The 25,678-nt window shown below is 69.8% G+C and carries 22 protein-coding genes and 2 pseudogenes; 4 read left to right on the top strand and 20 right to left on the bottom strand.

Features of this window, described 5'->3' with window-relative positions; genetic code table 11:
* Positions 1 to 30 precede the first annotated feature (30 nt).
* The 15 genes from recQ to BLW57_RS22440 all read right to left on the bottom strand — a co-directional run bounded on the left by recQ (position 31) and on the right by BLW57_RS22440 (position 18,281).
* The gene (recQ, locus tag BLW57_RS22510; RefSeq protein ID WP_093476892.1) at positions 31 to 2,025 is read right to left on the bottom strand and encodes a DNA helicase RecQ; all 1,995 of its coding nucleotides are present in this window, start codon (positions 2,023 to 2,025) and stop codon (positions 31 to 33) included.
* Positions 2,026 to 2,240: 215 nt separating this feature from the next.
* Entirely contained in the window at positions 2,241 to 3,890 is a 1,650-nt protein-coding gene (nuoN, locus tag BLW57_RS22505) for an NADH-quinone oxidoreductase subunit NuoN (RefSeq protein WP_093476889.1), read from the bottom strand.
* A complete protein-coding gene (locus tag BLW57_RS22500) occupies positions 3,887 to 5,458 on the bottom strand; it encodes an NADH-quinone oxidoreductase subunit M (protein ID WP_093476886.1) in 1,572 nt (523 codons plus the stop codon). Before BLW57_RS22500 ends, nuoN begins: the two co-directional genes overlap by 4 nt.
* Before the next feature lie 5 nt (positions 5,459 to 5,463).
* Positions 5,464 to 7,410 carry an NADH-quinone oxidoreductase subunit L gene (gene nuoL, locus BLW57_RS22495; protein WP_093476884.1) on the bottom strand — a complete coding sequence of 649 codons (1,947 nt, stop codon included), beginning with the start codon at positions 7,408 to 7,410 and terminating at the stop codon, positions 5,464 to 5,466.
* Between the two features lie 15 nt (positions 7,411 to 7,425).
* On the bottom strand, positions 7,426 to 7,725 hold the full coding sequence (nuoK, locus tag BLW57_RS22490) for an NADH-quinone oxidoreductase subunit NuoK (RefSeq protein ID WP_073901863.1): 300 nt from the start codon (positions 7,723 to 7,725) through the stop codon (positions 7,426 to 7,428).
* Positions 7,722 to 8,567: an NADH-quinone oxidoreductase subunit J gene (locus BLW57_RS22485; protein ID WP_093476881.1), complete on the bottom strand. Its 846-nt coding sequence runs from the start codon at positions 8,565 to 8,567 to the stop codon at positions 7,722 to 7,724. Before BLW57_RS22485 ends, nuoK begins: the two co-directional genes overlap by 4 nt.
* On the bottom strand, positions 8,564 to 9,205 hold the full coding sequence (nuoI, locus tag BLW57_RS22480; RefSeq protein ID WP_093476879.1) for an NADH-quinone oxidoreductase subunit NuoI: 642 nt from the start codon (positions 9,203 to 9,205) through the stop codon (positions 8,564 to 8,566). The genes BLW57_RS22485 and nuoI overlap by 4 nt, the downstream gene beginning before the upstream one ends.
* Positions 9,198 to 10,562 (bottom strand): NADH-quinone oxidoreductase subunit NuoH, encoded by a 1,365-nt coding sequence (nuoH, locus tag BLW57_RS22475; RefSeq protein ID WP_093476877.1) that lies wholly within the window; start codon positions 10,560 to 10,562, stop codon positions 9,198 to 9,200. Before nuoH ends, nuoI begins: the two co-directional genes overlap by 8 nt.
* Positions 10,559 to 13,063, bottom strand: coding sequence for an NADH-quinone oxidoreductase subunit G (locus BLW57_RS22470; RefSeq protein WP_093476874.1), 2,505 nt, complete (start codon positions 13,061 to 13,063; stop codon positions 10,559 to 10,561). The genes nuoH and BLW57_RS22470 overlap by 4 nt, the downstream gene beginning before the upstream one ends.
* Positions 13,060 to 14,406 carry an NADH-quinone oxidoreductase subunit NuoF gene (nuoF, locus tag BLW57_RS22465; RefSeq protein WP_073901858.1) on the bottom strand — a complete coding sequence of 449 codons (1,347 nt, stop codon included), beginning with the start codon at positions 14,404 to 14,406 and terminating at the stop codon, positions 13,060 to 13,062. Before nuoF ends, BLW57_RS22470 begins: the two co-directional genes overlap by 4 nt.
* A complete protein-coding gene (gene nuoE, locus BLW57_RS22460; RefSeq protein WP_093476872.1) occupies positions 14,406 to 15,272 on the bottom strand; it encodes an NADH-quinone oxidoreductase subunit NuoE in 867 nt (288 codons plus the stop codon). Before nuoE ends, nuoF begins: the two co-directional genes overlap by 1 nt.
* Positions 15,269 to 16,609 carry an NADH-quinone oxidoreductase subunit D gene (locus tag BLW57_RS22455; protein ID WP_093476870.1) on the bottom strand — a complete coding sequence of 447 codons (1,341 nt, stop codon included), beginning with the start codon at positions 16,607 to 16,609 and terminating at the stop codon, positions 15,269 to 15,271. Before BLW57_RS22455 ends, nuoE begins: the two co-directional genes overlap by 4 nt.
* Positions 16,606 to 17,358, bottom strand: coding sequence for an NADH-quinone oxidoreductase subunit C (locus BLW57_RS22450; protein WP_093476868.1), 753 nt, complete (start codon positions 17,356 to 17,358; stop codon positions 16,606 to 16,608). Before BLW57_RS22450 ends, BLW57_RS22455 begins: the two co-directional genes overlap by 4 nt.
* Complete coding sequence (locus BLW57_RS22445; RefSeq protein WP_030742960.1) at positions 17,355 to 17,909, bottom strand: NuoB/complex I 20 kDa subunit family protein; 555 nt, start codon at positions 17,907 to 17,909, stop codon at positions 17,355 to 17,357. Before BLW57_RS22445 ends, BLW57_RS22450 begins: the two co-directional genes overlap by 4 nt.
* A 12-nt stretch (positions 17,910 to 17,921) precedes the next feature.
* Positions 17,922 to 18,281 (bottom strand): NADH-quinone oxidoreductase subunit A, encoded by a 360-nt coding sequence (locus tag BLW57_RS22440; RefSeq protein WP_003992243.1) that lies wholly within the window; start codon positions 18,279 to 18,281, stop codon positions 17,922 to 17,924.
* Positions 18,282 to 19,035: 754 nt separating this feature from the next.
* On the opposite strand from BLW57_RS22440, the gene BLW57_RS22435 reads away from it, so the two are divergent.
* On the top strand, positions 19,036 to 19,860 hold the full coding sequence (locus BLW57_RS22435; protein WP_093476865.1) for a C40 family peptidase: 825 nt from the start codon (positions 19,036 to 19,038) through the stop codon (positions 19,858 to 19,860).
* A 355-nt stretch (positions 19,861 to 20,215) separates the two neighbouring features.
* Here BLW57_RS22435 and BLW57_RS22430 read toward each other — a convergent pair whose 3' ends face one another.
* Positions 20,216 to 21,499 (bottom strand): geranylgeranyl reductase family protein, encoded by a 1,284-nt coding sequence (locus tag BLW57_RS22430; RefSeq protein WP_093476863.1) that lies wholly within the window; start codon positions 21,497 to 21,499, stop codon positions 20,216 to 20,218.
* Between the two features lie 99 nt (positions 21,500 to 21,598).
* On the opposite strand from BLW57_RS22430, the gene BLW57_RS22425 reads away from it, so the two are divergent.
* A complete protein-coding gene (locus BLW57_RS22425) occupies positions 21,599 to 22,117 on the top strand; it encodes a GNAT family N-acetyltransferase (RefSeq protein ID WP_093476860.1) in 519 nt (172 codons plus the stop codon).
* A gap of 109 nt (positions 22,118 to 22,226) precedes the next feature.
* Positions 22,227 to 22,535 carry a PASTA domain-containing protein gene (locus BLW57_RS22420; RefSeq protein WP_107450024.1) on the top strand — a complete coding sequence of 103 codons (309 nt, stop codon included), beginning with the start codon at positions 22,227 to 22,229 and terminating at the stop codon, positions 22,533 to 22,535.
* 68 nt (positions 22,536 to 22,603) lie between these two features.
* Here the strand turns inward: BLW57_RS22420 and BLW57_RS22415 are convergent, their stop codons facing one another.
* Positions 22,604 to 23,299 carry a demethylmenaquinone methyltransferase gene (locus BLW57_RS22415; RefSeq protein WP_093476859.1) on the bottom strand — a complete coding sequence of 232 codons (696 nt, stop codon included), beginning with the start codon at positions 23,297 to 23,299 and terminating at the stop codon, positions 22,604 to 22,606.
* A 23-nt stretch (positions 23,300 to 23,322) separates the two neighbouring features.
* Positions 23,323 to 23,475, bottom strand: a pseudogene (locus tag BLW57_RS40615) (acyltransferase); the annotation flags it as partial.
* Position 23,476: 1 nt separating this feature from the next.
* On the opposite strand from BLW57_RS40615, the pseudogene BLW57_RS22410 reads away from it, so the two are divergent.
* Positions 23,477 to 23,806, top strand: a pseudogene (locus BLW57_RS22410) (hydrolase); the annotation flags it as partial.
* Positions 23,807 to 23,832: 26 nt separating this feature from the next.
* Here BLW57_RS22410 and BLW57_RS22405 read toward each other — a convergent pair.
* Positions 23,833 to 24,432 carry a hypothetical protein gene (locus BLW57_RS22405; protein ID WP_093476856.1) on the bottom strand — a complete coding sequence of 200 codons (600 nt, stop codon included), beginning with the start codon at positions 24,430 to 24,432 and terminating at the stop codon, positions 23,833 to 23,835.
* A 17-nt stretch (positions 24,433 to 24,449) separates the two neighbouring features.
* Positions 24,450 to 25,664, bottom strand: a complete 1,215-nt coding sequence (gene mqnC, locus BLW57_RS22400) for a cyclic dehypoxanthinyl futalosine synthase (RefSeq protein WP_093476854.1) — start codon at positions 25,662 to 25,664, stop codon at positions 24,450 to 24,452.
* Between the last annotated feature and the right edge of the window lie 14 nt (positions 25,665 to 25,678).

The following is a 25,678-nucleotide window of genomic DNA, read 5'->3' as shown; positions in this document are numbered from 1 at the left end:
GCGACCCGCGCCGCGCCCCGCACGGGCGGGCTATATCCAGTCGTCGGGCTCGGGCTCGTCGGGCCAGTGGTCCTCCGGGTCCCCGGCGCCCGAGGGAGCCGGGGCCGTGGCTGGGGCCGGGGCCTCACCGTTCAGGGAGGCCAGCACCTCGAGGACGCCCTCCCCGTAGGTGACGAGCTTCTTCTCGCCGACGCCGTTCACCGTGCCCAGCTCACGCACCGAGGAGGGCCTGCGGGAGACGATCTCGCGCAGGGTGGCGTCGTGGAAGATGACGTACGCCGGGACGCCCTGCTCCCGCGCCTGCTCGGCACGCCAGGCGCGCAGGGCCTCGAAGGCGGGGAGGAGCTCCTCGGGCAGCTCGGCGACGGCCTTGGCCTTGCGGTCGCCGCCGGAACCGCCGCCCGACCGGGACCGCGATCCGGCCGGCTTCTCGGGCTCCTTGCGCAGCGGCACCTCCCGCTCCCGCCGCAGCACCGAGCCGCTGCTCTCGGTGAGCACCAGCGTGCCGTACTCCCCCTCGACCGCGAGCAGGCCCTGGGCGAGCAGCTGGCGGACGACTCCCCGCCACTCCCCCTCTGCGTGGTCCTGCCCGATGCCGAAGACGGACAGCTGGTCGTGGTCGAACTGGATCACCTTGGCCGTGCGTTTGCCGAGCAGGATGTCGACGATCTGCATCGCGCCGAACTTCTGCCCGCGCTCGCGCTGCAGCCGTACCACCGTCGACAGCACCTTCTGCGCGGCGATCGTGCCGTCCCAGGTCTGGGGCGGGGTCAGGCAGGTGTCGCAGTTGCCGCAGGCCGACCCGTCCGGGTCCTGGCCGAAGTAGGCGAGCAGCTGGCCGCGGCGGCACCGGGCCGTCTCGCACAGCGCGAGCATGGCGTCGAGGTGGGAGGCGGCCCGGCGGCGGAACGCCTCGTCGCCCTCACCGGACTGGATCAGCTTGCGCTGCTGTATGACGTCGTTCAGGCCGTACGCCATCCAGGCCGTGGACGGCAGACCGTCGCGGCCCGCGCGGCCGGTCTCCTGGTAGTAGCCCTCGATGGACTTGGGCAGGTCAAGATGGGCGACGAAGCGGACGTCCGGCTTGTCGATGCCCATGCCGAAGGCGATGGTCGCGACGACGACCAGGCCGTCCTCGCGCAGAAACCGGGACTGGTGCTCGGCGCGCATGGCCGCGTCCAGGCCCGCGTGGTACGGCACCGCGTCGATGCCGTTGGCGGTCAGGAACTCGGCCGTTCGCTCCACCGAATTGCGTGAGAGGCAGTAGACGATGCCGGCGTCGCCCGCGTGCTCCTCGCGGAGGAAGGCGAGCAGCTGCTTCTTCGGGTCGGCCTTGGGCACGATCCGGTACTGGATGTTGGGCCGGTCGAAGCTGGCGACGAAGTGGCGGGCCGCCGGCAGGTTCAGCCGCTGGGTGATCTCCTCGTGGGTGGCGTGCGTGGCCGTGGCGGTCAGCGCGATCCGCGGGACGTCCGGCCAGCGCTCGCCGAGGAGGGACAGGGTGAGGTAGTCGGGGCGGAAGTCGTGGCCCCACTGGGAGACGCAGTGCGCCTCGTCGATCGCGAAGACCGAGATCTTGCCGCGGGACAGCAGGTCGAGCGTGGTGTCCAGGCGCAGCCGCTCCGGCGCCAGGTACAGCAGGTCCAGCTCGCCGGCCAGGAACTCGGCCTCGACCATGCGCCGCTCGTCGAAGTCCTGGGTGGAGTTCACGAAGCCGGCCCGCACGCCGAGGGCGCGCAGGGCGTCGACCTGGTCCTGCATCAGGGCGATCAGCGGTGAGACCACCACGCCGGTGCCGGGCCGGACCAGGGCCGGGATCTGGTAGCAGAGGGACTTTCCGCCACCGGTGGGCATGAGGACGACGGCGTCACCGCCCGCCACCACGTGCTCGATGATCCCCTGCTGCTCGCCCCGGAAGGCCTCGTATCCGAAGACGCGGTGCAGTGTGGCCAGCGCCTCGCTGTCGGCCGCGCCCGGCCCTTCGGTCACCATTGGCATCTCGCTGATTCCGCCCGTCGCGCCCATCGTCCTGTCCCCCGCCGGTCCCCCGCGTGTGTCGTCCGTCGACCACTGCGTCCACCATAGGCGCCTGCGCCGACAGTGCCGGACGGTTGCCCACAGGCCTGGTGTGCTTGTCGTATCGCACCGGGGGACGGGCGCCCGGCGGAGCCCGGCCTACGTGCGACGGCCCCGGTTCCCCTCCCGAGCGGGAACCGGGGCCGTACGACCTGCCGTGCGCGTCAGCGCACGAAGACTCCCGCCTGGCTCGCCAGGTTCAGGAAGTACTGCGGCGCCACGCCGAGCACCAGCGTCACCGCCACGCCCACGCCGATCGCCGCCATGGTCAGCGGTGAGGGGACGGCCACGGTCGGGCCCTCCGGCCTCGGCTCGCTGAAGAACATCAGCACGATCACCCGGATGTAGAAGAACGCGGCGATCGCCGAGGAGATCACACCGATGACGACCAGCGGGGCCGCACCGCCCTCCGCCGCCGCCTTGAACACGGCGAACTTCCCGGCGAACCCGGAGGTCAGCGGGATACCGGCGAAGGCCAGCAGGAACACCGCGAACACGGCCGCCACCAGCGGCGACCGGCGCCCGAGTCCCGCCCACTTCGACAGGTGGGTCGCCTCTCCGCCCGCGTCGCGCACCAGCGTGACCACGGCGAACGCGCCGATCGTCACGAAGGAGTACGCGGCCAGGTAGAAGAGGACGGAGGAGACGCCGTCCTTCGAGGTGGCGATGACACCCGCGAGGATGAATCCGGCGTGCGCGATGGACGAGTACGCCAGCAGTCGCTTGATGTCGGTCTGCGTGATGGCGACGATCGCACCGCCCAGCATGGTGATGACCGCCACCGCCCACATGACCGGCCGCCAGTCCCAGCGCATCCCGGGCAGGACGACGTACAGCAGGCGGAGCAGCGCGCCGAACGCGGCGACCTTGGTGGCCGCCGCCATGAAGCCGGTGACCGGGGTGGGCGCGCCCTGGTAGACGTCGGGCGTCCACATGTGGAACGGCACCGCGCCGACCTTGAAGAGCAGGCCCATCACGACCAGGGCGGTGCCGATGAGCAGCAGTACGTCGTTGCCCATGGTGCCGGCGAGTGCCGGGTCGACGTTGGTGACGGTGCCGTCGACGACCTGCGCGATGCGCGCGTACGACACGGAGCCCGCGTAGCCGTACAGCATGGCGATGCCGAACAGCGTGAACGCGGAGGCGAACGCGCCGAGCAGGAAGTACTTGACCGCGGCCTCCTGCGACATGAGCCGCTTGCGGCGGGCGACCGCGCACAGCAGGTACAGCGGCAGGGAGAAGACCTCCAGGGCCACGAACAGCGTCAGCAGGTCGTTGGCCGAGGGGAACACCAGCATGCCCGCGATCGCGAAGAGCAGCAGCGGGAAGACCTCGGTGGTGGTGAACCCGGCCTTGACGGCGGCCTTCTCGCTGTCGCTGCCGGGCACGGACGCGGCCTGTGCGGCGAAGGAGTCGACCCGGTTGCCGTGGGCGGCCGGGTCGAGGCGGCGTTCGGCGAACGTGAACAGGCCGACCAGGCCGGCCAGCAGGATCGTGCCCTGGAGGAACAGGGACGGTCCGTCGACCGCGATCGCGCCCATGGCGGCGATGTGCGCCTTGGTGGTGCCGTATCCGTCGGCCGCGAGTGCCACGACCGCGGCGAACGCGGCGCACAGGGCCACGGCGGACACGAACACCTGCGCGTAGTACCGGGACTTGCGCGGGACGAACGCCTCGACGAGCACGCCGACCAGCGCGGCGCCGACGACGATCAGGGTCGGCGACAGCTGTCCGTATTCGATCTTCGGCGCGTCGATCTTCGAGATCGGGTCGGCCGCGGTTGTCCACAGGCTGTGGACGGCTGCTGCGCTCACTTGGCCGCCTCCACCTCGGGCTTGGGGTCCTTCTTCTGGACGTCGGACATGGTCTGTTTGACCGCCGGATTGACGATGTCCGTGACGGGCTTCGGGTAGACGCCCAGGAAGATCAGCAGAACGATCAACGGGGCGACGACCACGAGCTCACGCGCGCGGAGGTCGGGCATCGCCGAGACCTCGGGCTTCACCGGGCCGGTCATCGTCCGCTGGTAGAGGACGAGGGTGTAGAGCGCGGCAAGCACGATGCCGAAGGTGGCGATGATGCCCACGGCCGGGTAGCGCGTGAACGTGCCGACCAGCACGAGGAACTCACTCACGAACGGCGCGAGCCCCGGCAGGGAGAGGGTGGCGAGACCACCGATCAGGAAGGTGCCGGCGAGCACCGGGGCGACCTTCTGGACGCCGCCGTAGTCGGCGATGAGCCGCGAGCCGCGCCGGGAGATCAGGAAGCCGGCGACCAGCATCAGCGCGGCCGTGGAGATGCCGTGGTTGACCATGTAGAGCGTGGCGCCGGACTGGCCCTGACTGGTCATCGCGAAGATGCCGAGGACGATGAAGCCGAAGTGCGAGATCGACGCGTACGCCACCAGCCGCTTGATGTCCCGCTGGCCGACGGCGAGCAGGGCGCCGTAGACGATGCTGATGAGCGCGAGGACGAGGATCACGGGCGTCGCCCACTTGCTGGCCTCCGGGAAGAGCTGAAGGCAGAAGCGGAGCATCGCGAAGGTGCCCACCTTGTCGACGACCGCCGTGATGAGGACGGCGACCGGGGCGGTGGACTCCTGCATGGCGTTGGGCAGCCAGGTGTGCAGCGGCCACAGCGGCGCCTTGACCGCGAAGGCGAAGAAGAAGCCGAGGAACAGCCAGCGTTCGGTGTTCGTCGCCATGTGCAGCGAACCGTTGGCGCGTGCCTCGGCGATCTCCTGGAGGGAGAAGTTCCCGGCGACCACGTACAGGCCGATCACCGCGGCCAGCATGATCAGGCCGCCGACCAGGTTGTAGAGCAGGAACTTGACCGCCGCGTACGACCGCTGGGTGGCGGCCGTCTCCTCGCCGTGCTCGTGGGCACGGTCCCCGAAGCCGCCGATGAGGAAGTACATCGGGATGAGCATGGCTTCGAAGAAGATGTAGAAGACGAAGACGTCGGTGGCCTCGAAGGAGATGATCACCATCGCCTCGACGGCGAGGATCAGCGCGAAGAAGCCCTGGGTGGGGCGCCAGCGGCGGCTGCCGGTCTCCAGCGGGTCGGCGTCGTGCCAGCCGGCCAGGACGATGAACGGGATGAGCAGGGCGGTCAGCGCGATCAACGCCACCGCGATGCCGTCCACGCCCACTTCGTAGCGCACCCCGAAGTCCGCGATCCAGGGGTGGGACTCGGTGAGCTGGTAGCGGGCGCCGTCGGGGTCGAAGCGGACCAGGACGACGGCCGCCAGGGCGAGCGTCGCGAGCGAGACGACCAGCGCCAGCCATTTGGCGGCGGTACGTTGTGCGGCCGGTACGGCGGCCGTGGCGACGGCCCCGAGCGCCGGGAGCGCCGCCGTCGCTGTCAGCAGAGGAAAGGACATCGGTATCAGACCGCCCTCATCAGCAGGGTCGCGGCGACCAGGAGTGCCGCACCGCCGAACATCGAGACCGCGTAGGAGCGGGCGAAGCCGTTCTGGAGCCGGCGCAGCCGTCCGGACAGGCCGCCGAAGCCGGCCGCCGTGCCGTTGACGACGCCGTCGACCAGGGTGTGGTCGACGTACACAAGGGAGCGCGTGAGGTGCTCCCCGCCGCGCACCAGGACGACGTGGTTGAAGTCGTCCTGGAGCAGGTCGCGGCGGGCCGCGCGGGTGAGCAGCGAACCGCGTGGGGCGACGACCGGGACGGGCTTGCGGCCGTACTGGGCGTAGGCGATGCCGACGCCGACGACCAGGCAGACGATGGTCGCGCCGGTGACCGTGGTCGCGCTGAGCGGCGAGTCGCCCTCGCTGTGGCCGGTGACGGGCTCCAGCCAGTTCACGAAGCGGTCGCCGAGGTGGAAGAAGAAGCCGGCGAAGACCGATCCGACGGCCAGCACGACCATGGGGATCGTCATGACCTTGGGCGACTCGTGCGGGTGCGGCTCGGCGTGCTCGCCGTGGTGCTCGGCCGCGGGCTCGGCGCTCGGGGCCTCCGGGGAGCGGGTGGGTTGGTTCCGCCAGCGTTCCTCGCCGAAGAACGTCATCAGCATCACGCGCGTCATGTAGAAGGCGGTGATGGCGGCGCCCAGCAGGGCCACGCCGCCGAGGATCCAACCCTGCGTGCCGCCCTTGGCGAAGGCGGCCTCGATGATCGCGTCCTTGGAGTAGAACCCGGACAGGAACGGGAAGCCGATGATGGCCAGGTAGCCGAGGCCGAAGGTGATGAAGGTGATCGGCATGTACTTGCGCAGGCCGCCGTACCGGCGCATGTCGACCTCGTCGTTCATACCGTGCATGACCGAGCCGGCGCCGAGGAAGAGCCCGGCCTTGAAGAAGCCGTGCGTCACCAGGTGCATGATCGCGAAGACGTAGCCGATGGGGCCGAGGCCCGCGGCCAGCACCATGTAGCCGATCTGCGACATGGTCGAGCCGGCCAGCGCCTTCTTGATGTCGTCCTTGGCGCAACCGACGATCGCGCCGAAGAGGAGCGTGACCGCGCCGACCACGGTGACGGTCAGCTGGGCGTCGGGGGCGGCGTTGAAGATGGCTCCGGAGCGGACGATCAGGTACACGCCCGCCGTCACCATCGTCGCGGCGTGGATGAGGGCCGAGACCGGGGTCGGGCCCTCCATGGCGTCCCCGAGCCAGGACTGCAGCGGCACCTGGGCCGACTTGCCGCAGGCGGCGAGCAGCAGCATCAGGCCGATGGCGGTGAGCCTGCCCTCGGAGGTGTCGCCGGTGTGGCTGAGGACCGGGCCGAAGGCGAAGCTGCCGAACGTCGTGAACATCAGCATGATCGCGATCGACAGACCCATGTCGCCGACACGGTTGACCAGGAAGGCCTTCTTGGCTGCCGTGGCCGCGCTGGGCTTGTGCTGCCAGAAGCCGATCAGCAGGTACGAGGCGAGACCGACGCCCTCCCAGCCGACGTACAGCAGCAGGTAGTTGTCCGCGAGGACGAGCAGCAGCATCGCCGCGAGGAACAGGTTGAGGTAGCCGAAGAAGCGGCGGCGGCGCTCGTCGTGCTCCATGTACCCGACCGAGTACAGGTGGATCAGCGAGCCGACGCCGGTGATCAGCAGGACGAAGGTCATCGACAGCTGGTCGAGGCGGAAGGTGACGTCCGCCTGGAAGCTGCCGACCGAGATCCACGTCCACAGGTGCTGGGTCAGCGTGCGCTGTTCGGCCTCCTTGCCGAGCAGGTCGGCGAAGAGGATCAGGCCGAACACGAAGGAGGCGGTCGACATGACGGTGCCGAGCCAGTGGCCGACGCGGTCGAGTCGCCGGCCGCCGACCAGGAGGACGGCCGCTCCGAGCAGGGGCGCCGCGATGAGCAGCGCGATCAGGTTCTCCACGATTCTTCCGACCCCTTACAGCTTCATCAGGCTGGCGTCGTCGACCGAGGCCGAGTGGCGGGTGCGGAACAGCGACACGATGATCGCGAGGCCCACCACGACCTCCGCGGCGGCGACGACCATCGTGAAGAACGCGATGATCTGGCCGTCGAGGTTGCCGTGCATCCGGGAGAAGACGACGAACGCGAGGTTGCAGGCGTTCAGCATCAGCTCGATGCACATGAAGACCACGATGGCGTTGCGCCGGATCAGTACGCCCGTCGCGCCGATCGTGAACAGCAGGGCGGCGAGGTAGAGGTAGTTGACCGGGTTCACTTCGACGCCTCCTCGGACCTCTTGAACGTGGCCGGTGCGACCGCCCGGCGCTCCAGGCGTTCTTCCGCGCGCTGCTCCAGCGCCTTCAGGTCGTTGAGCGCCTCCGTGGACACGTCACGGATCTGGCCGCGCTCGCGCAGCGTCTTGCTGACGGTCAGCTCGGACGTGGTGCCGTCGGGCAGCAGTCCCGCGATGTCCACGGCGTTGTGCCGGGCGTAGACGCCGGGGGCGGGCAGCGGCGGAATGTGCACGCCCTCGCGGATGCGCTGTTCGGCCAGCTCGCGCTGGGTCTTGGCGCGCTCGGTGCGCTCGCGGTGCGTGAGCACCATGGCGCCGACGGCGGCCGTGATCAGCAGGGCGCCGGTGATTTCGAAGGCGAACACGTACTTGGTGAAGATGAGGGCCGCGAGGCCCTCCACGTTGCCGTTGGCGTTCGCCTGGCCGATGCCGTCGAAGTCCTTCAGGGAGGCGTTCGCGATGCCGGCGAACAGCAGGACGCCGAAGCCGACCCCGCAGAGGAGGGCCAGCCAGCGCTGGCCCTTGATGGTCTCCTTGAGCGAGTCCGCGGCCGTGACGCCGACGAGCATCACCACGAACAGGAACAGCATCATGATCGCGCCGGTGTAGACGACGATCTGCACGATGCCCAGGAAGTAGGCGCCGTTGGCGAGGTAGAACACCGCCAGGACGATCATGGTGCCGGCCAGGCAGAGCGCGCTGTGCACGGCCTTCTTCATGAAGACGGTGCACAAGGCGCCGATCACCGCGACGGTGCCGAGGACCCAGAACTGGAAGGCCTCACCGGTGGAGGTGGTGTAGGCGGCGAGCTGCGTCGCGTTCATCGGCCGATCACCTTCCCGGAGGCCGGCTCGTCCTCGCCGAAGGTGGACGCGGCCTCCTGCGGGACCTCGCCCTCGGAGACGGCGACCTGCCGGACCGTACCGGGCGCGGCCTGCGTCACCAGGCCCCGGTAGTAGTCCTGTTCGTCCGTCCCCGGGAAGATCGAGTGGGGCGTGTCGACCATGCCCTCCTCGAGGCCGGCGAGCAGCTGCTCCTTGGTGTAGATGAGGTTCGCGCGGCTGGAGTCGGCCAGCTCGAACTCGTTGGTCATCGTCAGCGCGCGCGTGGGGCACGCCTCGATGCACAGCCCGCACAGGATGCAGCGGGCGTAGTTGATCTGGTAGACGCGGCCGTACCGCTCGCCCGGCGAGTAGCGCTCCTCGTCGGTGTTGTCGGCGCCTTCCACGTAGATGGCGTCGGCGGGGCAGGCCCAGGCGCACAGCTCGCAGCCGACGCACTTCTCCAGGCCGTCCGGATGGCGGTTGAGCTGGTGCCGTCCGTGGAACCGCGGAGCCGTGGTCTTCTTCTGCTCCGGGTACTGCTCGGTCAGCCGCTTCTTGAACATGGCCTTGAAGGTCACGCCGAAGCCGGCGACGGGGTTCTGGAAACCGGGCTTGGTCTCCTTGGGTTCCTCAGCCATCGGACGCCTCCTTTCCATCCGTAGGTCCGTCACTGACAGTGTCCGGCCCGCCACTGACAATCAGCTCGCGGTCACGGTGCGAGCGGCGCCTGGGCACCGGCGGCAGCTCCTGTCCGGGAAGCGGCGGGACGGGGAATCCGCCCGCCATCGGGTCGAAGCCGGCCGGCTGGGTGGCGGCCTGTTCGGCCGCCCTGCCCTTGTCGCGGAACATGTCGGCGACGAAGGAGATCAGCAGCAGGGCGAGGACACCGCCGCCGACGTAGAGGGCGATGTCGGCGAAGTCGTAGTTCTCGTTGCGCAGCGCGCGCACGGTCGCGACCAGCATCAGCCAGGTCACCGAGACCGGGATGAGAACCTTCCAGCCGAGCTTCATCAGCTGGTCGTAGCGGACGCGGGGCAGGGTGCCGCGCAGCCAGATGAAGAAGAACAGCAGCAGCTGGACCTTGATGACGAACCAGAGCAGCGGCCACCATCCGTGGTTCGCGCCCTCCCAGAAGCCGCTGATCGGCCAGGGGGCGCGCCAGCCGCCGAGGAAGAGGGTGGTCGAGACGGCCGAGACCGTCACCATGTTCACGTACTCGGCGAGCATGAACATCGCGAACTTGATCGACGAGTACTCGGTGTTGAAGCCGCCGACGAGGTCGCCCTCGGACTCCGGCATGTCGAACGGGGCGCGGTTGGTCTCGCCGACCATCGTGACGATGTAGAGGATGAACGAGACCGGCAGCAGCAGGATGTACCAGCGGTCGTGCTGCTGCTCGACGATCGTGGACGTCGACATCGACCCCGAGTACAGGAACACGGAGGCGAACGCGGCGCCCATGGCGATCTCGTACGAGATCATCTGCGCGCAGGAGCGCAGGCCGCCGAGGAGCGGGTAGGTGGATCCGGAACTCCAACCCGCCAGCACGATGCCGTAGATGCCGACGGAGGCGACCGCGAGGATGTAGAGCAGCGCGATCGGCAGGTCGGTGAGCTGCATCGTGGTGCGTGTGCCGAAGATCGAGATCTCGTTGTCGGCCGGCCCGAAGGGGATCACCGCGATCGCCATGAAGGCCGGGACGGCCGCGACGATCGGCGCGAGGACGTAGACCACCTTGTCCGCGCGCTTGACGATGATGTCTTCCTTGAGCATCAGCTTCACACCGTCGGCGAGCGACTGGAGCATGCCCCAGGGGCCGTGCCGGTTGGGGCCGATGCGCAGCTGCATCCAGGCGACGACCTTGCGTTCCCAGACGATGGAGAACAGCACGGTCACCATCAGGAAGGCGAAGCAGAAGACGGCCTTGACGACGACCAGCCACCAAGGGTCGCGGCCGAACATCGAGAGGTCTTCAGCGGCGAGGTACGGGCTCATGCCTCCACCTCCTTGGGGGCCTCTTCGGCGACTGCCGCCGGGCCGATGCGGACGAGGGATCCGGGTTGTGCGCCGGTGCCGGAGGCGACGCCCGCGTCGACGGAGTTCAGCGGGAGCCACACCACCCGGTCGGGCATCTCGGTGATCTGTACCGGCAGTCGGACCGTGCCTTCGGGGCCGGTGACGGAGAGGGCCTCACCCTCCGCGACGCCCGCCTCGGCGGCCGTCGCGGCCGACACGCGCGCGCGTGCGGCGTGCCGGGTTCCGGCGAGTGCCTCGTCGCCCTCCTGCAGGACACCGTGGTCGAGCAGCAGCCGGTGCCCGGCGAGAACCGCCTCGCCTGCGGCGGGGCGGGGCAGGACGCCCGCGGTCTCGAAGGGCGCGGCGGCGCGCGGGCCGCCCCAGGAGCCGAGCCGGTCGATCTCCGCGCGCGTGGTGCGCAGATCGGGCAGGCCCAGGTGGACGTCCATGGCGTCGGCCAGCATCTGCAGCACGCGCGCGTCGGTCGGCGCGAGGCGGCGGGTCATCTGGTCGGGCTTGAGCGCGGCCTCGAAGAAGCGCACCCTGCCCTCCCAGTTGAGGAAGGTGCCGGCCTTTTCGGCGACCGCCGCGACCGGCAGGACCACGTCGGCGTGCTCGGTGACCTCGCTGGGCCGCAGCTCCAGCGACACCAGGAAGCCGACGTCCGCGAACGCGGCACGCGCGCGTGCCGGGTCGGGCAGGTCCGTGACCTCCACGCCGGCGACCACGAGTGCCGAGAGTTCGCCGTTCGCGGCGGCCTCGACGATCTGGTGGGTGTCGCGGCCGTAGCGGTGCGGGAGTTCGGAGAGCCCCCAGACGGCGGCGACCTCGTCCCGCGCGCGCGGGTCGGTGGCCGGGCGGCCGCCCGGCAGCAGCGACGGCAGCGCGCCCACCTCGACGGCGCCGCGTTCTCCGGCCCGGCGCGGGATCCACACCAGCTGGGCGCCGGTCGCGGTGGCCGCGCGTACGGCGGCGGTGAGGCCACCCGCGACGGAGGAGAGCCGTTCGCCGACGACGATGACCGCGCCCTCGGCGCGCAGCGCTTCGGCGGCCAGGGTGCCGGGGTCCTCCAGGCCGACACCGCTCGCGAGGGCGTCCAGCCATTCGGTCTCGGTGCCCGGCGCGGCCGGCAGCAGGGTGCCGCCGGTCTTCTGCAGGCCCCGGGTCGCGTGGGTGGCCAGCGAGAACACCCGCTGCTTGTGCTTGCGCCAGGCCTTGCGCAGTCGCAGGAAGACGCCGGGCGCCTCCTCCTCCGACTCGAAGCCGACGAGCAGGACGGCGGGCGCCTTCTCCAGGGCGGTGTACGTGACGCCGCCGCCGTCGAGGTCGCGGCCGTGGCCCGCCACGTGGGCCGCGAGGAAGTCGGCCTCCTCGCCGCTGTGCACGCGCGCGCGGAAGTCGATGTCGTTCGTGTCGAGTGCCACGCGCGCGAACTTGCTGTAGGCGTAGGCGTCCTCGACGGTCAGCCGGCCGCCGGTGAGGACGCCGGCCCGGGAGCGGGCGCCGGTCAGTCCGCGTGCGGCCGCCTCCAGCGCCTCGGGCCAGGAGGCGGGCTCCAGGACGCCGTCGGCGTTGCGGACCAGCGGGGTGTCGAGGCGGTCCTTCTGCTGCGCGTACCGGAACGCGAAGCGTCCCTTGTCGCAGATCCACTCCTCGTTGACCTCGGGGTCGTTGGCCGCGAGCCGTCGCATGACCTTGCCGCGCCGGTGGTCGGTGCGGGTGGCGCAGCCGCCCGAGCAGTGTTCGCAGACCGACGGCGAGGAGATGAGGTCGAAGGGGCGGGAGCGGAACCGGTAGGCCGCCGAGGTCAGGGCGCCGACCGGGCAGATCTGGATGGTGTTGCCGGAGAAGTACGACTCGAACGGGTCGCCCTCGCCGGTGCCGACCTGCTGGAGCGCGCCCCGCTCGACCAGTTCGATCATCGGGTCGCCGGCGACCTGATTGGAGAAGCGGGTGCAGCGGGCGCACAGCACGCACCGCTCGCGGTCGAGGAGCACCTGAGTGGAGATCGGTACGGGCTTCTCGTAGGTGCGCTTCTTGCCCTCGAAGCGGGACTCGGCGTTGCCGTGGGACATGGCCTGGTTCTGCAGGGGGCACTCGCCGCCCTTGTCGCAGACCGGGCAGTCCAGCGGGTGGTTGATGAGGAGCAGCTCCATCACCCCGTGCTGGGCCTTCTCGGCGACCGGCGAGGTGAGGTGGGTCTTGACGACCATGCCGTCGGTGCACGTGATCGTGCAGGACGCCATGGGCTTGCGCTGCCCCTCGACCTCGACGATGCACTGGCGGCAGGCGCCGGCCGGGTCCAGCAGGGGGTGGTCGCAGAACCGCGGGATCTCGATGCCGAGCTGCTCGGCGGCCCGGATGACCAGGGTGCCCTTGGGCACGCTGATCTCGGCGCCGTCGATCGTCAGCGTGACGAGGTCTTCCGGCGGGACCGCCGCCTCTCCCCCTCCGGAGGGAGCACTGGTGGTCACGGTCATGCGTTCACCTCCGGGCGGTCCGCCCAGGCCGTCGACTTGGCCGGGTCGAAGGGGCAGCCCCGGCCCGTGATGTGCTGCTCGTACTCCTCGCGGAAGTACTTCAGCGAGGAGAAGATGGGTGAGGCCGCGCCGTCGCCGAGGGCGCAGAAGGACTTGCCGTTGATGTTGTCGGCGATGTCGTTCAGCTTGTCGAGGTCGGACATGACGCCCTTGCCGGCCTCGATGTCCCGCAGCAGCTGCACCAGCCAGTACGTGCCCTCACGGCAGGGGGTGCACTTGCCGCACGACTCGTGGGCGTAGAACTCGGTCCAGCGGGTCACGGCCCGCACCACGCAGGTCGTCTCGTCGAAGCACTGCAGGGCCTTGGTGCCGAGCATGGATCCGGCGGCGCCGACCCCTTCGTAGTCGAGGGGGACGTCGAGGTGCTCGTCGGTGAACATCGGCGTCGAGGAGCCGCCCGGCGTCCAGAACTTGAGGCGGTGCCCGGACCGCATGCCGCCGCTCATGTCGAGGAGCTGGCGGAGCGTGATGCCGAGCGGGGCCTCGTACTGGCCGGGGCTCGCGACGTGGCCGCTGAGCGAGTAGAGCGTGAAGCCCGGGGACTTCTCGCTGCCCATCGACCTGAACCAGTCTTTCCCGTTTTTCAGGATGGCGGGAACCGACGCGATCGACTCGACGTTGTTCACAACAGTCGGGCAGGCATAGAGCCCTTCGACGGCTGGGAAAGGGGGACGGAGCCGCGGTTGACCACGGCGGCCTTCGAGCGAGTCGAGCAGTGCGGTCTCCTCACCGCAGATGTACGCGCCCGCGCCCGCGTGCACGGTGAGTTCGAGGTCGAGTCCGCTGCCCAGGATGTTCTCGCCGAGGTAGCCGGCCGCGTAGGCCTCGCGCACGGCCTCGTGCAACCGCCGCAGAACGGGGACGACTTCACCACGCAGATAGATGAAGGCATGCGACGACCTGATGGCGTAACACGCGATCACGATGCCCTCGATGAGGCTGTGCGGGTTCGCGAAGAGGAGCGGGATGTCCTTGCACGTCCCGGGTTCCGATTCGTCGGCGTTGACAACTAGATAATGCGGTTTTCCATCACCCTGCGGAATGAACTGCCATTTCATTCCGGTCGGGAATCCCGCGCCGCCGCGGCCTCGCAGCCCGGAGTCCTTGACGTACGCGATCAGGTCGTCCGGTGACATGGCGAGCGCCTTGCGGAGCCCCTCGTACCCCTCGTGCCTCCGGTAGACGTCCAGGCTCCAGGCCCGGTCCTCGTCCCAGAAGGCCGACAGCACGGGTGCGAGCAGCTTCTCCGGGCTCGTGTCCTTGACCTCGGGTACCACGGTCATCACTCCCCCTCCTCGGCGGTAGGCCCTGCCGGGTGGGCGGGGTCGGAGGCCGATGTGTCCTGCGGCGCGTCATGGGAGCTGAGGTGCTCGGCCGGCGACGGCTGGTGCACCCTGTCCTGCGGATCCCCATGCGGACCTCCGCGCGGATGGACCACGCGCGCGGGTGCGGCCTCTCCCCTTGCCAGGCGAAGGCCCACCAGCGAAGCGGGTCCCGCACTGCCGCCCTCCTCGACGGCCCCGGGCCGCTCGTCGGGGAAGCCGGCCAGGATTCGCGCGGTCTCCTTGAAGGTGCACAGCCGCGCCCCGCGCGTGGGCTGCACGGGGCGCCCCGCCCGCAGGTCGTCGACCAGGTGCTTGGCGCTGCCCGGCGTCTGGTTGTCGAAGAACTCCCAGTTGACCATCACGACCGGTGCGAAGTCGCAGGCCGCGTTGCACTCGATGTGCTCCAGGGTGACCTTGCCGTCGTCGGTGGTCTCTCCGTTGCCGACGCCCAGGTGCTCCTGCAGGGTCTCGAAGATCGCGTCGCCGCCCATCACCGCGCACAGCGTGTTGGTGCAGACGCCGACCTGGTAGTCACCGGACGCCTTGCGCCGGTACATGGTGTAGAAGGTGGCGACGGCGGTGACCTCGGCCGTGGTCAGGTCCAGCATGTCCGCGCAGAACTGCATTCCGGTGCGCGTGACGTGGCCCTCCTCGGACTGCACGAGGTGGAGCAGCGGCAGCAGGGCGGACCGGGAGTCGGGGTAGCGCGCGATCACCTCGCGCGCGTCCGTCTCCAGCCGGGCCCGGACGTCGTCCGGGTACGCGGGCGCGGGCAGTTGGGGCATGCCCAGGCTGACGCCCCGCTCGGAAGAAGAGGTGGTCATCGGTCGACGCCTCCCATCACGGGGTCGATGGACGCGACGGCGACGATGACGTCGGCGACCTGGCCGCCCTCGCACATCGCCGCCATGGCCTGCAGGTTGGTGAAGGACGGGTCACGGAAGTGGACCCGGTAGGGGCGGGTGCCTCCGTCCGAGACGGCGTGCACCCCGAGCTCGCCCTTCGGCGACTCGACGGCCGCGTACGCCTGTCCCGGCGGCACGCGGAAGCCCTCGGTGACCAGCTTGAAGTGGTGGATCAGGGCCTCCATGGAGGTGCCCATGATCTTCTTGATGTGGTCGAGGGAGTTGCCGAGCCCGTCGGGTCCCAGGGCGAGCTGGGCGGGCCAGGCGATCTTCTTGTCGGCGACCATGACCGGTCCGGGCTGGAGCCGGTCCAGGCACTGCTCGATGATCCGCAGCGACTGGCGCATCTCCTCCAGACGGACCAGGAAGCGGCCGTAGGAGTCGCAGCTGTCGGCGGTCGGGACGTCGAAGTCGTACGTCTCGTAGCCGCAGTACGGCTGGGCCTTGCGCAGGTCGTGCGGCAGGCCGGTGGAGCGCAGGATCGGGCCTGTCGCGCCGAGGGCCATGCAGCCTGCCAGGTCGAGGTAGCCGACGTCCTGCATGCGGGCCTTGAAGATGGGGTTCCCGGTGGCGAGCTTGTCGTACTCCGGGAGGTTCTTCTTCATCTTCTTCACGAACTCGCGGATCTGGTCCACCGCGCCGGGCGGCAGGTCCTGGGCGAGTCCGCCGGGGCGGATGTACGCGTGGTTCATCCGCAGGCCCGTGATGAGCTCGTAGAGGTCGAGAATCATTTCACGATCGCGGAAGCCGTAGATCATGATCGTGGTGGCGCCGAGTTCCATGCCGCCGGTGGCGATGCACACCAGGTGGGAGGACATCCGGTTCAGCTCCATCAGGAGCACCCGGATGAGCGTGGCGCGGTCGGTGATCTGGTCCTCGATGCCGAGGAGCTTCTCGACGGCGAGGCAGTACGCGGTCTCGTTGAAGAAGGACGTCAGGTAGTCCATGCGCGTGACGAAGGTGGTGCCCTGCGTCCACGTGCGGAACTCGAGGTTCTTCTCGATGCCGGTGTGGAGGTAGCCGATGCCGCAGCGGGCCTCGGTGACGGTCTCGCCCTCGATCTCCAGGATCAGGCGGAGCACTCCATGGGTGGACGGGTGCTGGGGACCCATGTTGACGACGATGCGTTCGTCGTCGGCGCGGGCCGCGGACTGGACGACCTCGTCCCAGTCGCCACCGGTGACCGTATATACGGTGCCCTCGGTGGTCTCGCGCGCCGCGGCGGCCGACGCGTCGGATGCTGACTGCGTGCTCACGAGTACGACCTCCGCTGGTCCGGAGCCGGGATCTGGGCGCCCTTGTACTCGACGGGGATGCCGCCGAGGGGGTAGTCCTTGCGCTGCGGGTGGCCCTGCCAGTCGTCCGGCATCATGATCCGCGTCAGGGCCGGGTGGCCGTCGAAGACGATTCCGAAGAAGTCGTAGGTCTCGCGCTCGTGCCAGTCGTTGGTCGGGTAGACGGGGACCAGGGACGGGATGCGCGGGTCGCTGTCGGGGGCGCTGACTTCCAGGCGGACGAGCCGGTTGTGGGTGATCGAGCGCAGGTGGTAGACGGCGTGCAGCTCGCGGCCCTTGTCCTCGGGGTAGTGGACGCCGCTGACGCCGGTGCACAGTTCGAAGCGCAGGGCCGGGTCGTCGCGCAGGGTGCGGGCGATGCGGACCAGGTGCTCGCGCTCGATGTGGAAGGTCAGCTCGTCCCGGTCGACGACCGTCTTCTCGATGGCGTTGCCGGGGAGGAGTCCCTGCTCCTCCAGCGCGCCCTCGAGTTCGTCGGCGACCTCGTCGAACCAGCCGCCGTAGGGGCGGCTCGCCGGTCCCGGGAGCCGGACCGAGCGCACCAGGCCGCCGTAGCCGGAGGTGTCGCCGCCGTTGTTGGCGCCGAACATGCCGCGCTGGACGCGGATCTCCTCGCCGCCCTGGCCGCGCTGGCCGGGGAGGTTGGAGGCGGCGAGGTCCTTCTCGGGGTTCACCCCGTTCGCGCCGTTGGTACCGTTCGCGTCGCTCACCGCAGCAGCCCCTTCATCTCGATCGTGGGCAGGGCCTTGAGCGCCGCCTCCTCCGCCTCGCGGGCCGCTTCCTCGGCGTTGACGCCGAGCTTGGAGGACTGGATCTTCTGGTGGAGCTTGAGGATCGCGTCCATCAGCATCTCGGGGCGCGGCGGGCAGCCGGGCAGGTAGATGTCGACCGGGACGATGTGGTCGACGCCCTGGACGATCGCGTAGTTGTTGAACATGCCGCCCGAGGAGGCGCAGACGCCCATGGAGATCACCCATTTCGGGCTGGGCATCTGGTCGTAGACCTGCCTCAGGACCGGCGCCATCTTCTGGCTGACCCGGCCGGCCACGATCATCAGGTCCGCCTGGCGCGGCGAGCCGCGGAAGACCTCCATGCCGAAGCGGGCCAGGTCGTACCGGCCGGCGCCCGTGGTCATCATCTCGATGGCGCAGCAGGCGAGGCCGAAGGTCGCCGGGAAGACGGACGCCTTGCGCACCCAGCCCGCGGCCTGCTCGACGGTGGTCAGCAGGAAGCCGCTCGGCAGTTTTTCTTCGAGTCCCATGTCAAAGGCCCCTCAGTCCCATTCCAGGCCGCCGCGCCGCCATACGTACGCGTACGCGACGAAGACGGTGAGCACGAAGAGCAGCATCTCCACGAGCCCGAAGATCCCCAGGGCGTCGAAGGTGACGGCCCAGGGGTAGAGGAAGACGATCTCGATGTCGAAGACGATGAAGAGCATCGCCGTCAGGTAGTACTTGATGGGGAAGCGCCCGCCGCCGGCCGGCGTGGGGGTCGGCTCGATACCGCACTCGTAGGCCTCGAGCTTGGCGCGGTTGTACCGCTTCGGACCGATCAGCGTGGCCATGACCACGGAGAAGATCGCAAAGCCTGCCCCGAGGGCTCCCAGTACGAGGATGGGCGCATACGCGTTCACCGCTCCTCGCTCCTCTCAGTCGGCGCTGACTGCTGGCGGTTGCACTGGGCTCACTTCCGCCTCACCGGTCCCACGAACCCCGCTCGTCCCGGCGAAGATCGAGAACATGTGAAGCAGGTCACAAGCCCAACTGCCTCGCATCTTATGCCCGCCGCTCTGTGATCTGCGACACGGGGTATTCCACAAGCTTTGTGATCTCCACCACCTGACGAAGGATCATGAAGTCGGATGATGAGTGATCTTCATACGCGAAGCGTTCAGTTGATCACCAGAAGTGACATTTTTGCTTGTCTTCGCAGGCCGGAGGGGGCGTCTCCATATCAAGAGACTTCCGCTGCATGCAAATTGGTGCTGGATGGGAGGGGCTGATAGTGGATCGCGTTCACACATCAGAGGGAGGCCGGGGGTGCGATGTGGACGCGGCCTCCACGCCGCCTCGGCGCGTGCACGCGTTCACGAGCTCCGCGTGCAGCGGACGCAGCCCTTCCGGTGGCCGTTCCGTGACGTCCGCCACACCGATGAGAGATCCCTGAGAACCGGGCTTGGCCAACCACTCCAACCGGTGGTAGGCGCGGGGCAATTCGGACTTAATGATCAAAGACCGTGATCAAGGGCGTGATCACAGGCGTCCGCAATGTCCGTTACGGCGTCAATAAAGAGCGACACGCCCGGGATTCGGGGCTTCCGTTGAGCAATTGTGGCGCACCACACGTTTCTTGAAGATATGAAGGAGCCCCTGGTACCGGTTGTTCCCATGTCCCACACCGCTCACATACGCAGCCACCGGAAGCCCCGCCGCAGCGCGTCGACCCTCGCGATGCGGGCCGGAGTTGCCGGTGGCGTCCTCGGCACCCTGGCAGTCGCCGGGGCAGCCGGTTCGGCGAACGCAGCCGAGCCGGTGACGCAGACCCTCGAACTGCCCACCCTGACGGCAGACCTGGCCGCCCAGGCCGCGCAGTCCGCGGACGCGACCCAGCAGGCCGCCGCGAACTACCAGCTGCAGGCCGAGCGCGACGCGGCCGCCGCAAAGGCCGCCAAGCAGGCCAAGTCGGACCTCGCCGAGGCCAAGCAGAAGGCAGCCGCGGCCAAGAAGAAGGCCGAGGAGGCCGCTCGCAAGGAGGCCGCCGCCCGCGCCTCCCGCAACGCCGAGCGCACCACGCTCTCCACCACGGCGGACGCCGGCTCGACCTCCACGTCCACCTCCACCGGCACGTCCACGGCCACCGGTTCGGCCGCCGCGGTCATCAGCTTCGTCAAGGCGCAGGTCGGCAAGGCGTACGTGTCCGGTGCCACCGGTCCCTCCGCCTACGACTGCTCCGGCCTGGTGCAGACGGCCTTCAAGCAGGTCGGCATCAGCCTGCCGCGCGTCTCGCAGGACCAGTCGACGGCCGGCACCCAGGTCTCGCTGAGCAACCTGCAGCCGGGTGACATCCTCTACTGGGGCAGCGCGGGAAGCGCGTACCACGTGGCGGTGTACGTCGGCGACGGCATGTTCGTCGGCGCGCAGAACCCCTCCACCGGCGTCGCGGAGAAGCCGCTGTCGTACGACCCGCCCACCGGGGCCGTGCGGGTGCTCTGACCGCACCAGGCGCCTCTCACGCGCACAGGGCCGCAGCCGCTCGGGGGCAGCGGCCCTTGCGTCGTTCCCGCGGCGCTCGCACCCGCGTCCCGTACGAGGGCAACTGCCGTGACGGCGACCGTGTCGGGCATGTCGGACACATCGTCAACCGGTCCGGCCAGCCGAGCGGGTGAGACCTGCCGACGGACGAGCGGACCGGCGGAAAAAGGGCGCATCACTGCAAACGGCGGCCCAGCGGACACCTCGTCCCGCCGGGCCGCCGACGCGGCTTCTCTCGGTGCTTTCTCCCAGCGCTTTCTCCTAGCGCTTCACCCGCGCCCGCCGGGCGCCTCTCGGCGCCCCGCAGGGCGCCCTCTCAGGCCTTCGGGGCCACCTTGCTCAGGCCGTTGATGATGCGGTCCATCGCGTCGCCGCCCGTGGGGTCGGTGAGGTTGGCGAGCAGCTTCAGGGTGAACTTCATCAGCACCGGGTGAGTCAGGCCGCGCTGGGTGGCGATCTGCATGACCTTCGGGTTGCCGATGAGCTTCACGAAGGCGCGGCCCAGGTTGTAGTAGCCCCCGTAGGTGTCGCTCAGGACGCGCGGGTAGCGCTGGAGGGCGATCTCGCGCTGGGCGGGCGTGGCCCGCGCGTGGGCCTGCACGATGACGTCGGCGGCGAGCTGGCCGGACTCCATGGCGTAGGCGATGCCCTCGCCGTTGAAGGGGTTCACGAGGCCGCCGGCGTCACCGACGAGGAGCAGGCCCTTGGTGTAGTGCGGCTTGCGGTTGAAGGCCATGGGGAGGGCGGCGCCGCGGATGGGGCCGGTCATGTTCTCCGGGGTGTAGCCCCAGTCCTCCGGCATGGAGGCGCACCAGGCCTTGAGGATCTCGCGCCAGTCCAGCTCCTTGAAGGAGGCGGAGGTGTTGAGGACGCCGAGGCCGACGTTGGAGGTGCCGTCGCCCATGCCGAAGATCCAGCCGTAGCCGGGCAGCAGGCGGTCCTGGGCGCCGCGCCGGTCCCACAGCTCCAGCCAGGACTCCAGGTAGTCGTCGTCGTGGCGGGGCGAGGTGAAGTACGTGCGCACCGCGACGCCCATGGGGCGGTCCTCGCGGCGGTGCAGGCCCATGGCGAGGGACAGGCGGGTGGAGTTGCCGTCGGCGGCGACGACGAGCGGCGCGCGGAAGGTGACCTCGCGCTTCTCCTCGCCGAGCTTGGCGGTCACACCGGTGATGCGGCCGGTGCGGTCGTCGACGACGGGGCCGGAGACGTTGCAGCGCTCGAAGAGGCGGGCGCCGGCCTTCTGGGCGTTGCGGGCGAGCTGCTCGTCGAAGTCGTCGCGCTTGCGGACCAGACCGTAGTTCGGGAAGGAGGCGAGATCCGGCCAGTCCAGCTGGAGACGGCTGCCGCCGCCGATGATGCGCAGGCCCTTGTTGCGCAGCCAGCCGGCCTCCTCGGAGATGTCGATGCCCATGGCGACGAGCTGCTTGACCGCGCGCGGGGTGAGGCCGTCGCCGCAGACCTTCTCGCGCGGGAACTCGGTCTTCTCCAGGAGCAGTACGTCGAGACCGGCCTTGGCGAGGTGGTACGCGGTCGTGGAGCCGGCTGGCCCCGCGCCCACGACGATCACATCGGCGGTGTTTTCGGAGAGGGGCTCGGTCACGGCGGGATCTCCCCAAGGTTCTGAAATCTGTGTGCCGACCGGCACTGGACATGGGCAGTCTATTCAGCAGAATTGATCACCCGGCTGAAGGGCTGCCCTGTGAACCGACCTCTCCCCGCGGTACGGCTGCGCGTCCCCACCCACGAGGACGCGGTCGCCTGGCACCGGATCTTCGCCGACCCCGAGGTCATGGAGTTCTACGGCGGCAGGCCCGCGGCGCTGTCGGTCTACGAGGAACTCACCGCGCGCCAGCGGCGGCACGACGCGGAGCTCGGCTTCTGCCTGTGGACGCTGCTGGACGAGTCCGGGGACGTCATCGGCTTCACCGGAGCCCAGCCGTGGCGGCCCGACTGGGGTCCGGTCGGCGAGACGGAGATCGGCTGGCGGCTCGGCCGCGCGTACTGGGGCCGGGGATACGTCACCGCGGCGGCGCGGGAGACCCTCGTGCGGGTGCGGGAGGCCGGGGTGCCAGGGGTGGTGGCCATGGTGCGGACGGGCAACGAGCGCTCGATCGCGGTGACCCGCCGGCTCGGCATGGAGCCCGCGGAGACCTACGAGCACCCCACGCTGAACGAGCCCGCGCTCTGCTTCCGACTCCCCCTCGATCACGCACGGTAGTCGTCTGTTACAGAAAGACACCGGCGCCTTCCGGGTGGGGCACCCGGGAGTTACCCTGCCAGTACCGCTGGGGGTGACATCTGTGCGCATACCACCGCAAACACCCGAAGTGCGCGTTCCGCGTCTGGTCGGTCTGATGGCCATGGACGCGCGCGAAACGGCCCGGGCGAGAGGCCTGTTCCTCAATGCGCCGGACCGCCCGGACTTCCATCGCACGGTCGTCGAGTACGTCGTACGCCAGTATCCGCAGCCCGGGGCCGAGGTGCCGCCGGACTCGATGGTGTACGTGTGGTTCGACTTCGGCGAGGGCGAGGGCGGGGGAGGCGTGCGCGAGCCACGCGTCCCGCAGCCGCCCACGGGCGGGATGGAGCGCGAGCTCGGCGAACCCAGCGACGCCTTCGAGATGATCAACAGGTGATCGGCAGGTGGGGCCCGGGCGGCACCGGAGGGCCCCCGCGACGCTCACCACCCGGACCCCCGTGAGGCTCAGGCCTCCTTGAAGCCCCGGTGCAGCGTGACCACTCCGCCGGTGAGGTTGCGCCACGCCACCTTCGACCAGCCCGCCTTGCGCAGCTTCTCGGCGAGGGCGGGCTGATCGGGCCAGGCGCGAATGGACTCGGCGAGGTAGACGTAGGCGTCCGGGTTCGAGGACACCTTGCGGGCGACCGGCGGCAGCGCCCGCATCAGGTACTCGGTGTAGACGGTCCGGAAGGGCGCCCACGTCGGGTGCGAGAACTCGCAGATCACCACGCGTCCGCCGGGCCGGGTCACCCGGTACATCTCCCGCAGGGCCGCGTCCGTGTCCTGCACGTTGCGCAGGCCGAAGGAGATCGAGACGGCGTCGAAGGTGTCGTCCTTGAACGGCAGCCTCGTCGCGTCGCCCGCCGTGAACGGCAGCCAGGTGTGCTTCCTCTTGCCGACCTGGAGCATCCCGAGCGAGAAGTCGCAGGGGACGACGTACGCGCCGGTCCGCGCGAAGGGCAGCGAGGAGGTGGCCGTGCCCGCCGCGAGGTCGAGGACCTTCTGCGCGGGGCGGGCGTCGACCGCCTTCGCCACCTCCTTGCGCCAGCGCCGGTCCTGGCCGAGCGACAGCACGTCGTTCGTCAGGTCGTACCGTTCCGCCACGTCGTCGAACATCGAGGCGACTTCGTGCGGCTGCTTGTTCAGGGAAGCGCGGGTCACCCGCCCATTGTTGCAGCCCGGTCTCACGCCAGGAGCCTGGGCTTCCTGCGTGCCGCGACGTCGTCCACCCAGCCGCACAGCAGGACCAGGACGGCGATCAGCAGCCAGCCGACACCGAACAGGAACCACTGGCTGTCCAGCGGCAGGTACGCCTCGAATGCGGGCACCTGCCAGAAAGACATGGGCGGCTACGCGGTCACCTCGGCGAAGGCCGCGCACGCCCAGCTGAGGAAGGCGTTCGGGCTGTCGGACGCCGGTGCCTGGCAGGGGATGGCGCTCACCTCGATGCTCGGGGTCAACGACGTGGCCGGGGAGACGTTCACGCTCTCCGACGCCGCCCGGGTGCGGAGGTTCGCGGCGCGCGAGGGGATCGCCCGGGTGTCCATGTGGGCGACCTTCCGCGATCGGCCGTGCGAGGACGGGGAGTTTGGGCAGGACGACGCGGCCACCGACTGCAGTGGGGTGGCGCAGGGCGCGGGGGCGTTCGCGGAGGCCTTCGCGGGCTGAGCCGGCGTCCGGCCCGGGGCCGTGCGTCAGCGGCCGCGGTACACCAGCCGCCCGCCGATCACGGTCGCCACGCAGGTGCCGGCACCGCGCCGGACCAGTTCGGCGCGGTCCGCGACGTCGAACACGGCGAACCGGGCGGGTCCGCCCGGCACCACCCTCGGCAGCAGGATCAGCGGGGTCGGGGACAGCGCCGCCGGGCCCGGCAGACGGTCCGGCCGCTGTCCCACCGCCAGTCCGGCCCTGCGCACGGCGTCGACGACGGCCCTGGACCGCAGCTCGCCGGCCACCGCCACCGTGCCGTGCGCCAGCATCCGCTGCACCCCGCGGCGCGCGCTCGCGCCGAGGCGGGCGGGGTCGGCGCGGAAGATCGCCCGCGCCCGCTCGCCGCCGATGGGCTCGGTTCCGAGGGTGTCGGCCTCGCGCGGGTCGGGGTGGTACGTGGCCTCCAGCAGCTCCGGACCGTACGGGTTCAGCAGTCCGGGCGTCAGGATGCCGGGCCAGCGCCGCACCCGCGCCCGCGGGTCGGCGTCGGCCAGTTCCTCGTACCGGCCGACGGCGGCGACGGACGCCCCGTCGACCAGCACCGCCGTCTCGGGCGACTGTTCGGCAACGTGAAGTGTCAGCACGGAACGCCCGGCCGGTCCTAGTTGGACGCCAGCAGCTTCAGCTCGGGGTGGGCCGTGCCGCCCTCGATCGCCGTGGAGGAGATGTGGGAGACCACGCGGTCGTCGACGGGGTCGTTGGCCGGGTCGTCGTGGACGACGAGGTGCTCGTACGTCGTGGCGCGCTGCGCCGGGACGCGGCCCGCCTTGCGGATGAGGTCGATGATCTCCAGGCGGTTGGAGCGGTGCTTGGCACCGGCCGAGGAGACCACGTTCTCCTCCAGCATGATCGAGCCGAGGTCGTCCGCGCCGTAGTGCAGCGAGAGCTGGCCGACCTCCTTGCCGGTGGTGAGCCAGGAGCCCTGGATGTGCTGGATGTTGTCCATGAACAGCCGGGCGATCGCGATCATCCGCAGGTACTCGAAGAGGGTCGCCTGGGTGCGGCCCTTCAGGTGGTTGTTCTCCGGCTGGTAGGTGTACGGGATGAACGCGCGGAAGCCGCCCGTGCGGTCCTGTACGTCCCGGATCATCCGCAGGTGCTCGATGCGCTCGGCGTTCGTCTCACCGGTGCCCATGAGCATGGTGGAGGTCGACTCGACACCCAGCCGGTGCGCGGTCTCCATGATCTCCAGCCAGCGCTCGCCGCTCTCCTTCAGCGGGGCGATGGCCTTGCGGGGCCGCTCGGGGAGGAGTTCGGCGCCGGCGCCCGCGAACGAGTCCAGGCCGGCCTCGTGGATACGGGTGATGGCCTCTTCCACCGAGACGCCGGAGATCCGGGCCATGTGCTCGACCTCGGACGCGCCCAGCGAGTGGATCACCAGCTGCGGGAAGGCGTCCTTGATGGCCTTGAAGTGCTTCTCGTAGTACTCGACGCCGTAGTCCGGGTGGTGACCGCCCTGGAACATGATCTGGGTGCCGCCCAGCTCGACGGTCTCCGCGCAGCGGCGCAGGATGTCGTCGAGGTCGCGGGTCCAGCCCTTCGCGGTGTCCTTGGGGGCCGCGTAGAAGGCGCAGAACTTGCACGCGGTGACGCACACGTTCGTGTAGTTGATGTTGCGCTCGATGATGTACGTCGCGATGTGCTCGGTGCCGGCGTACTTGCGGCGGCGTACGGCGTCGGCGGCGGCGCCCAGGGCGTGCAGCGGGGCGTCGCGGTAGAGGACGAGCGCTTCCTCCGGGGTGATCCGCCCACCGGCTGCGGCACGGTCGAGGACGGCTGTGACATCAGAAGAAGTGAGGTCGGCCTTCTCGGTCACCGGGGCGTCCCTTT

It is taken from the genome of Streptomyces sp. 1222.5 (assembly GCF_900105245.1).
Classification (GTDB): domain Bacteria; phylum Actinomycetota; class Actinomycetes; order Streptomycetales; family Streptomycetaceae; genus Streptomyces; species Streptomyces albidocamelliae.
The sequence above is the reverse complement of the archived record's forward strand: the minus strand, read 5'-3'. Positions and strand labels throughout refer to the sequence as shown.

What these genes read in the sequence shown, in the direction of transcription:
- recQ (WP_093476892.1), bottom strand. Translation starts at nt 2,025, where the DNA reads ATGGGCGCGACGGGCGGAATCAGCGAGATGCCAATGGTGACCGAAGGG.
- BLW57_RS22500 (WP_093476886.1), bottom strand. Translation starts at nt 5,458, where the DNA reads ATGTCCTTTCCTCTGCTGACAGCGACGGCGGCGCTCCCGGCGCTCGGG.
- BLW57_RS22485 (WP_093476881.1), bottom strand. Translation starts at nt 8,567, where the DNA reads ATGAACGCGACGCAGCTCGCCGCCTACACCACCTCCACCGGTGAGGCC.
- nuoI (WP_093476879.1), bottom strand. Translation starts at nt 9,205, where the DNA reads ATGGCTGAGGAACCCAAGGAGACCAAGCCCGGTTTCCAGAACCCCGTC.
- nuoH (WP_093476877.1), bottom strand. Translation starts at nt 10,562, where the DNA reads ATGAGCCCGTACCTCGCCGCTGAAGACCTCTCGATGTTCGGCCGCGAC.
- BLW57_RS22470 (WP_093476874.1), bottom strand. Translation starts at nt 13,063, where the DNA reads ATGACCGTGACCACCAGTGCTCCCTCCGGAGGGGGAGAGGCGGCGGTC.
- nuoF (WP_073901858.1), bottom strand. Translation starts at nt 14,406, where the DNA reads ATGACCGTGGTACCCGAGGTCAAGGACACGAGCCCGGAGAAGCTGCTC.
- nuoE (WP_093476872.1), bottom strand. Translation starts at nt 15,272, where the DNA reads ATGACCACCTCTTCTTCCGAGCGGGGCGTCAGCCTGGGCATGCCCCAA.
- BLW57_RS22445 (WP_030742960.1), bottom strand. Translation starts at nt 17,909, where the DNA reads ATGGGACTCGAAGAAAAACTGCCGAGCGGCTTCCTGCTGACCACCGTC.
- BLW57_RS22435 (WP_093476865.1), top strand. Translation starts at nt 19,036, where the DNA reads ATGTCCCACACCGCTCACATACGCAGCCACCGGAAGCCCCGCCGCAGC.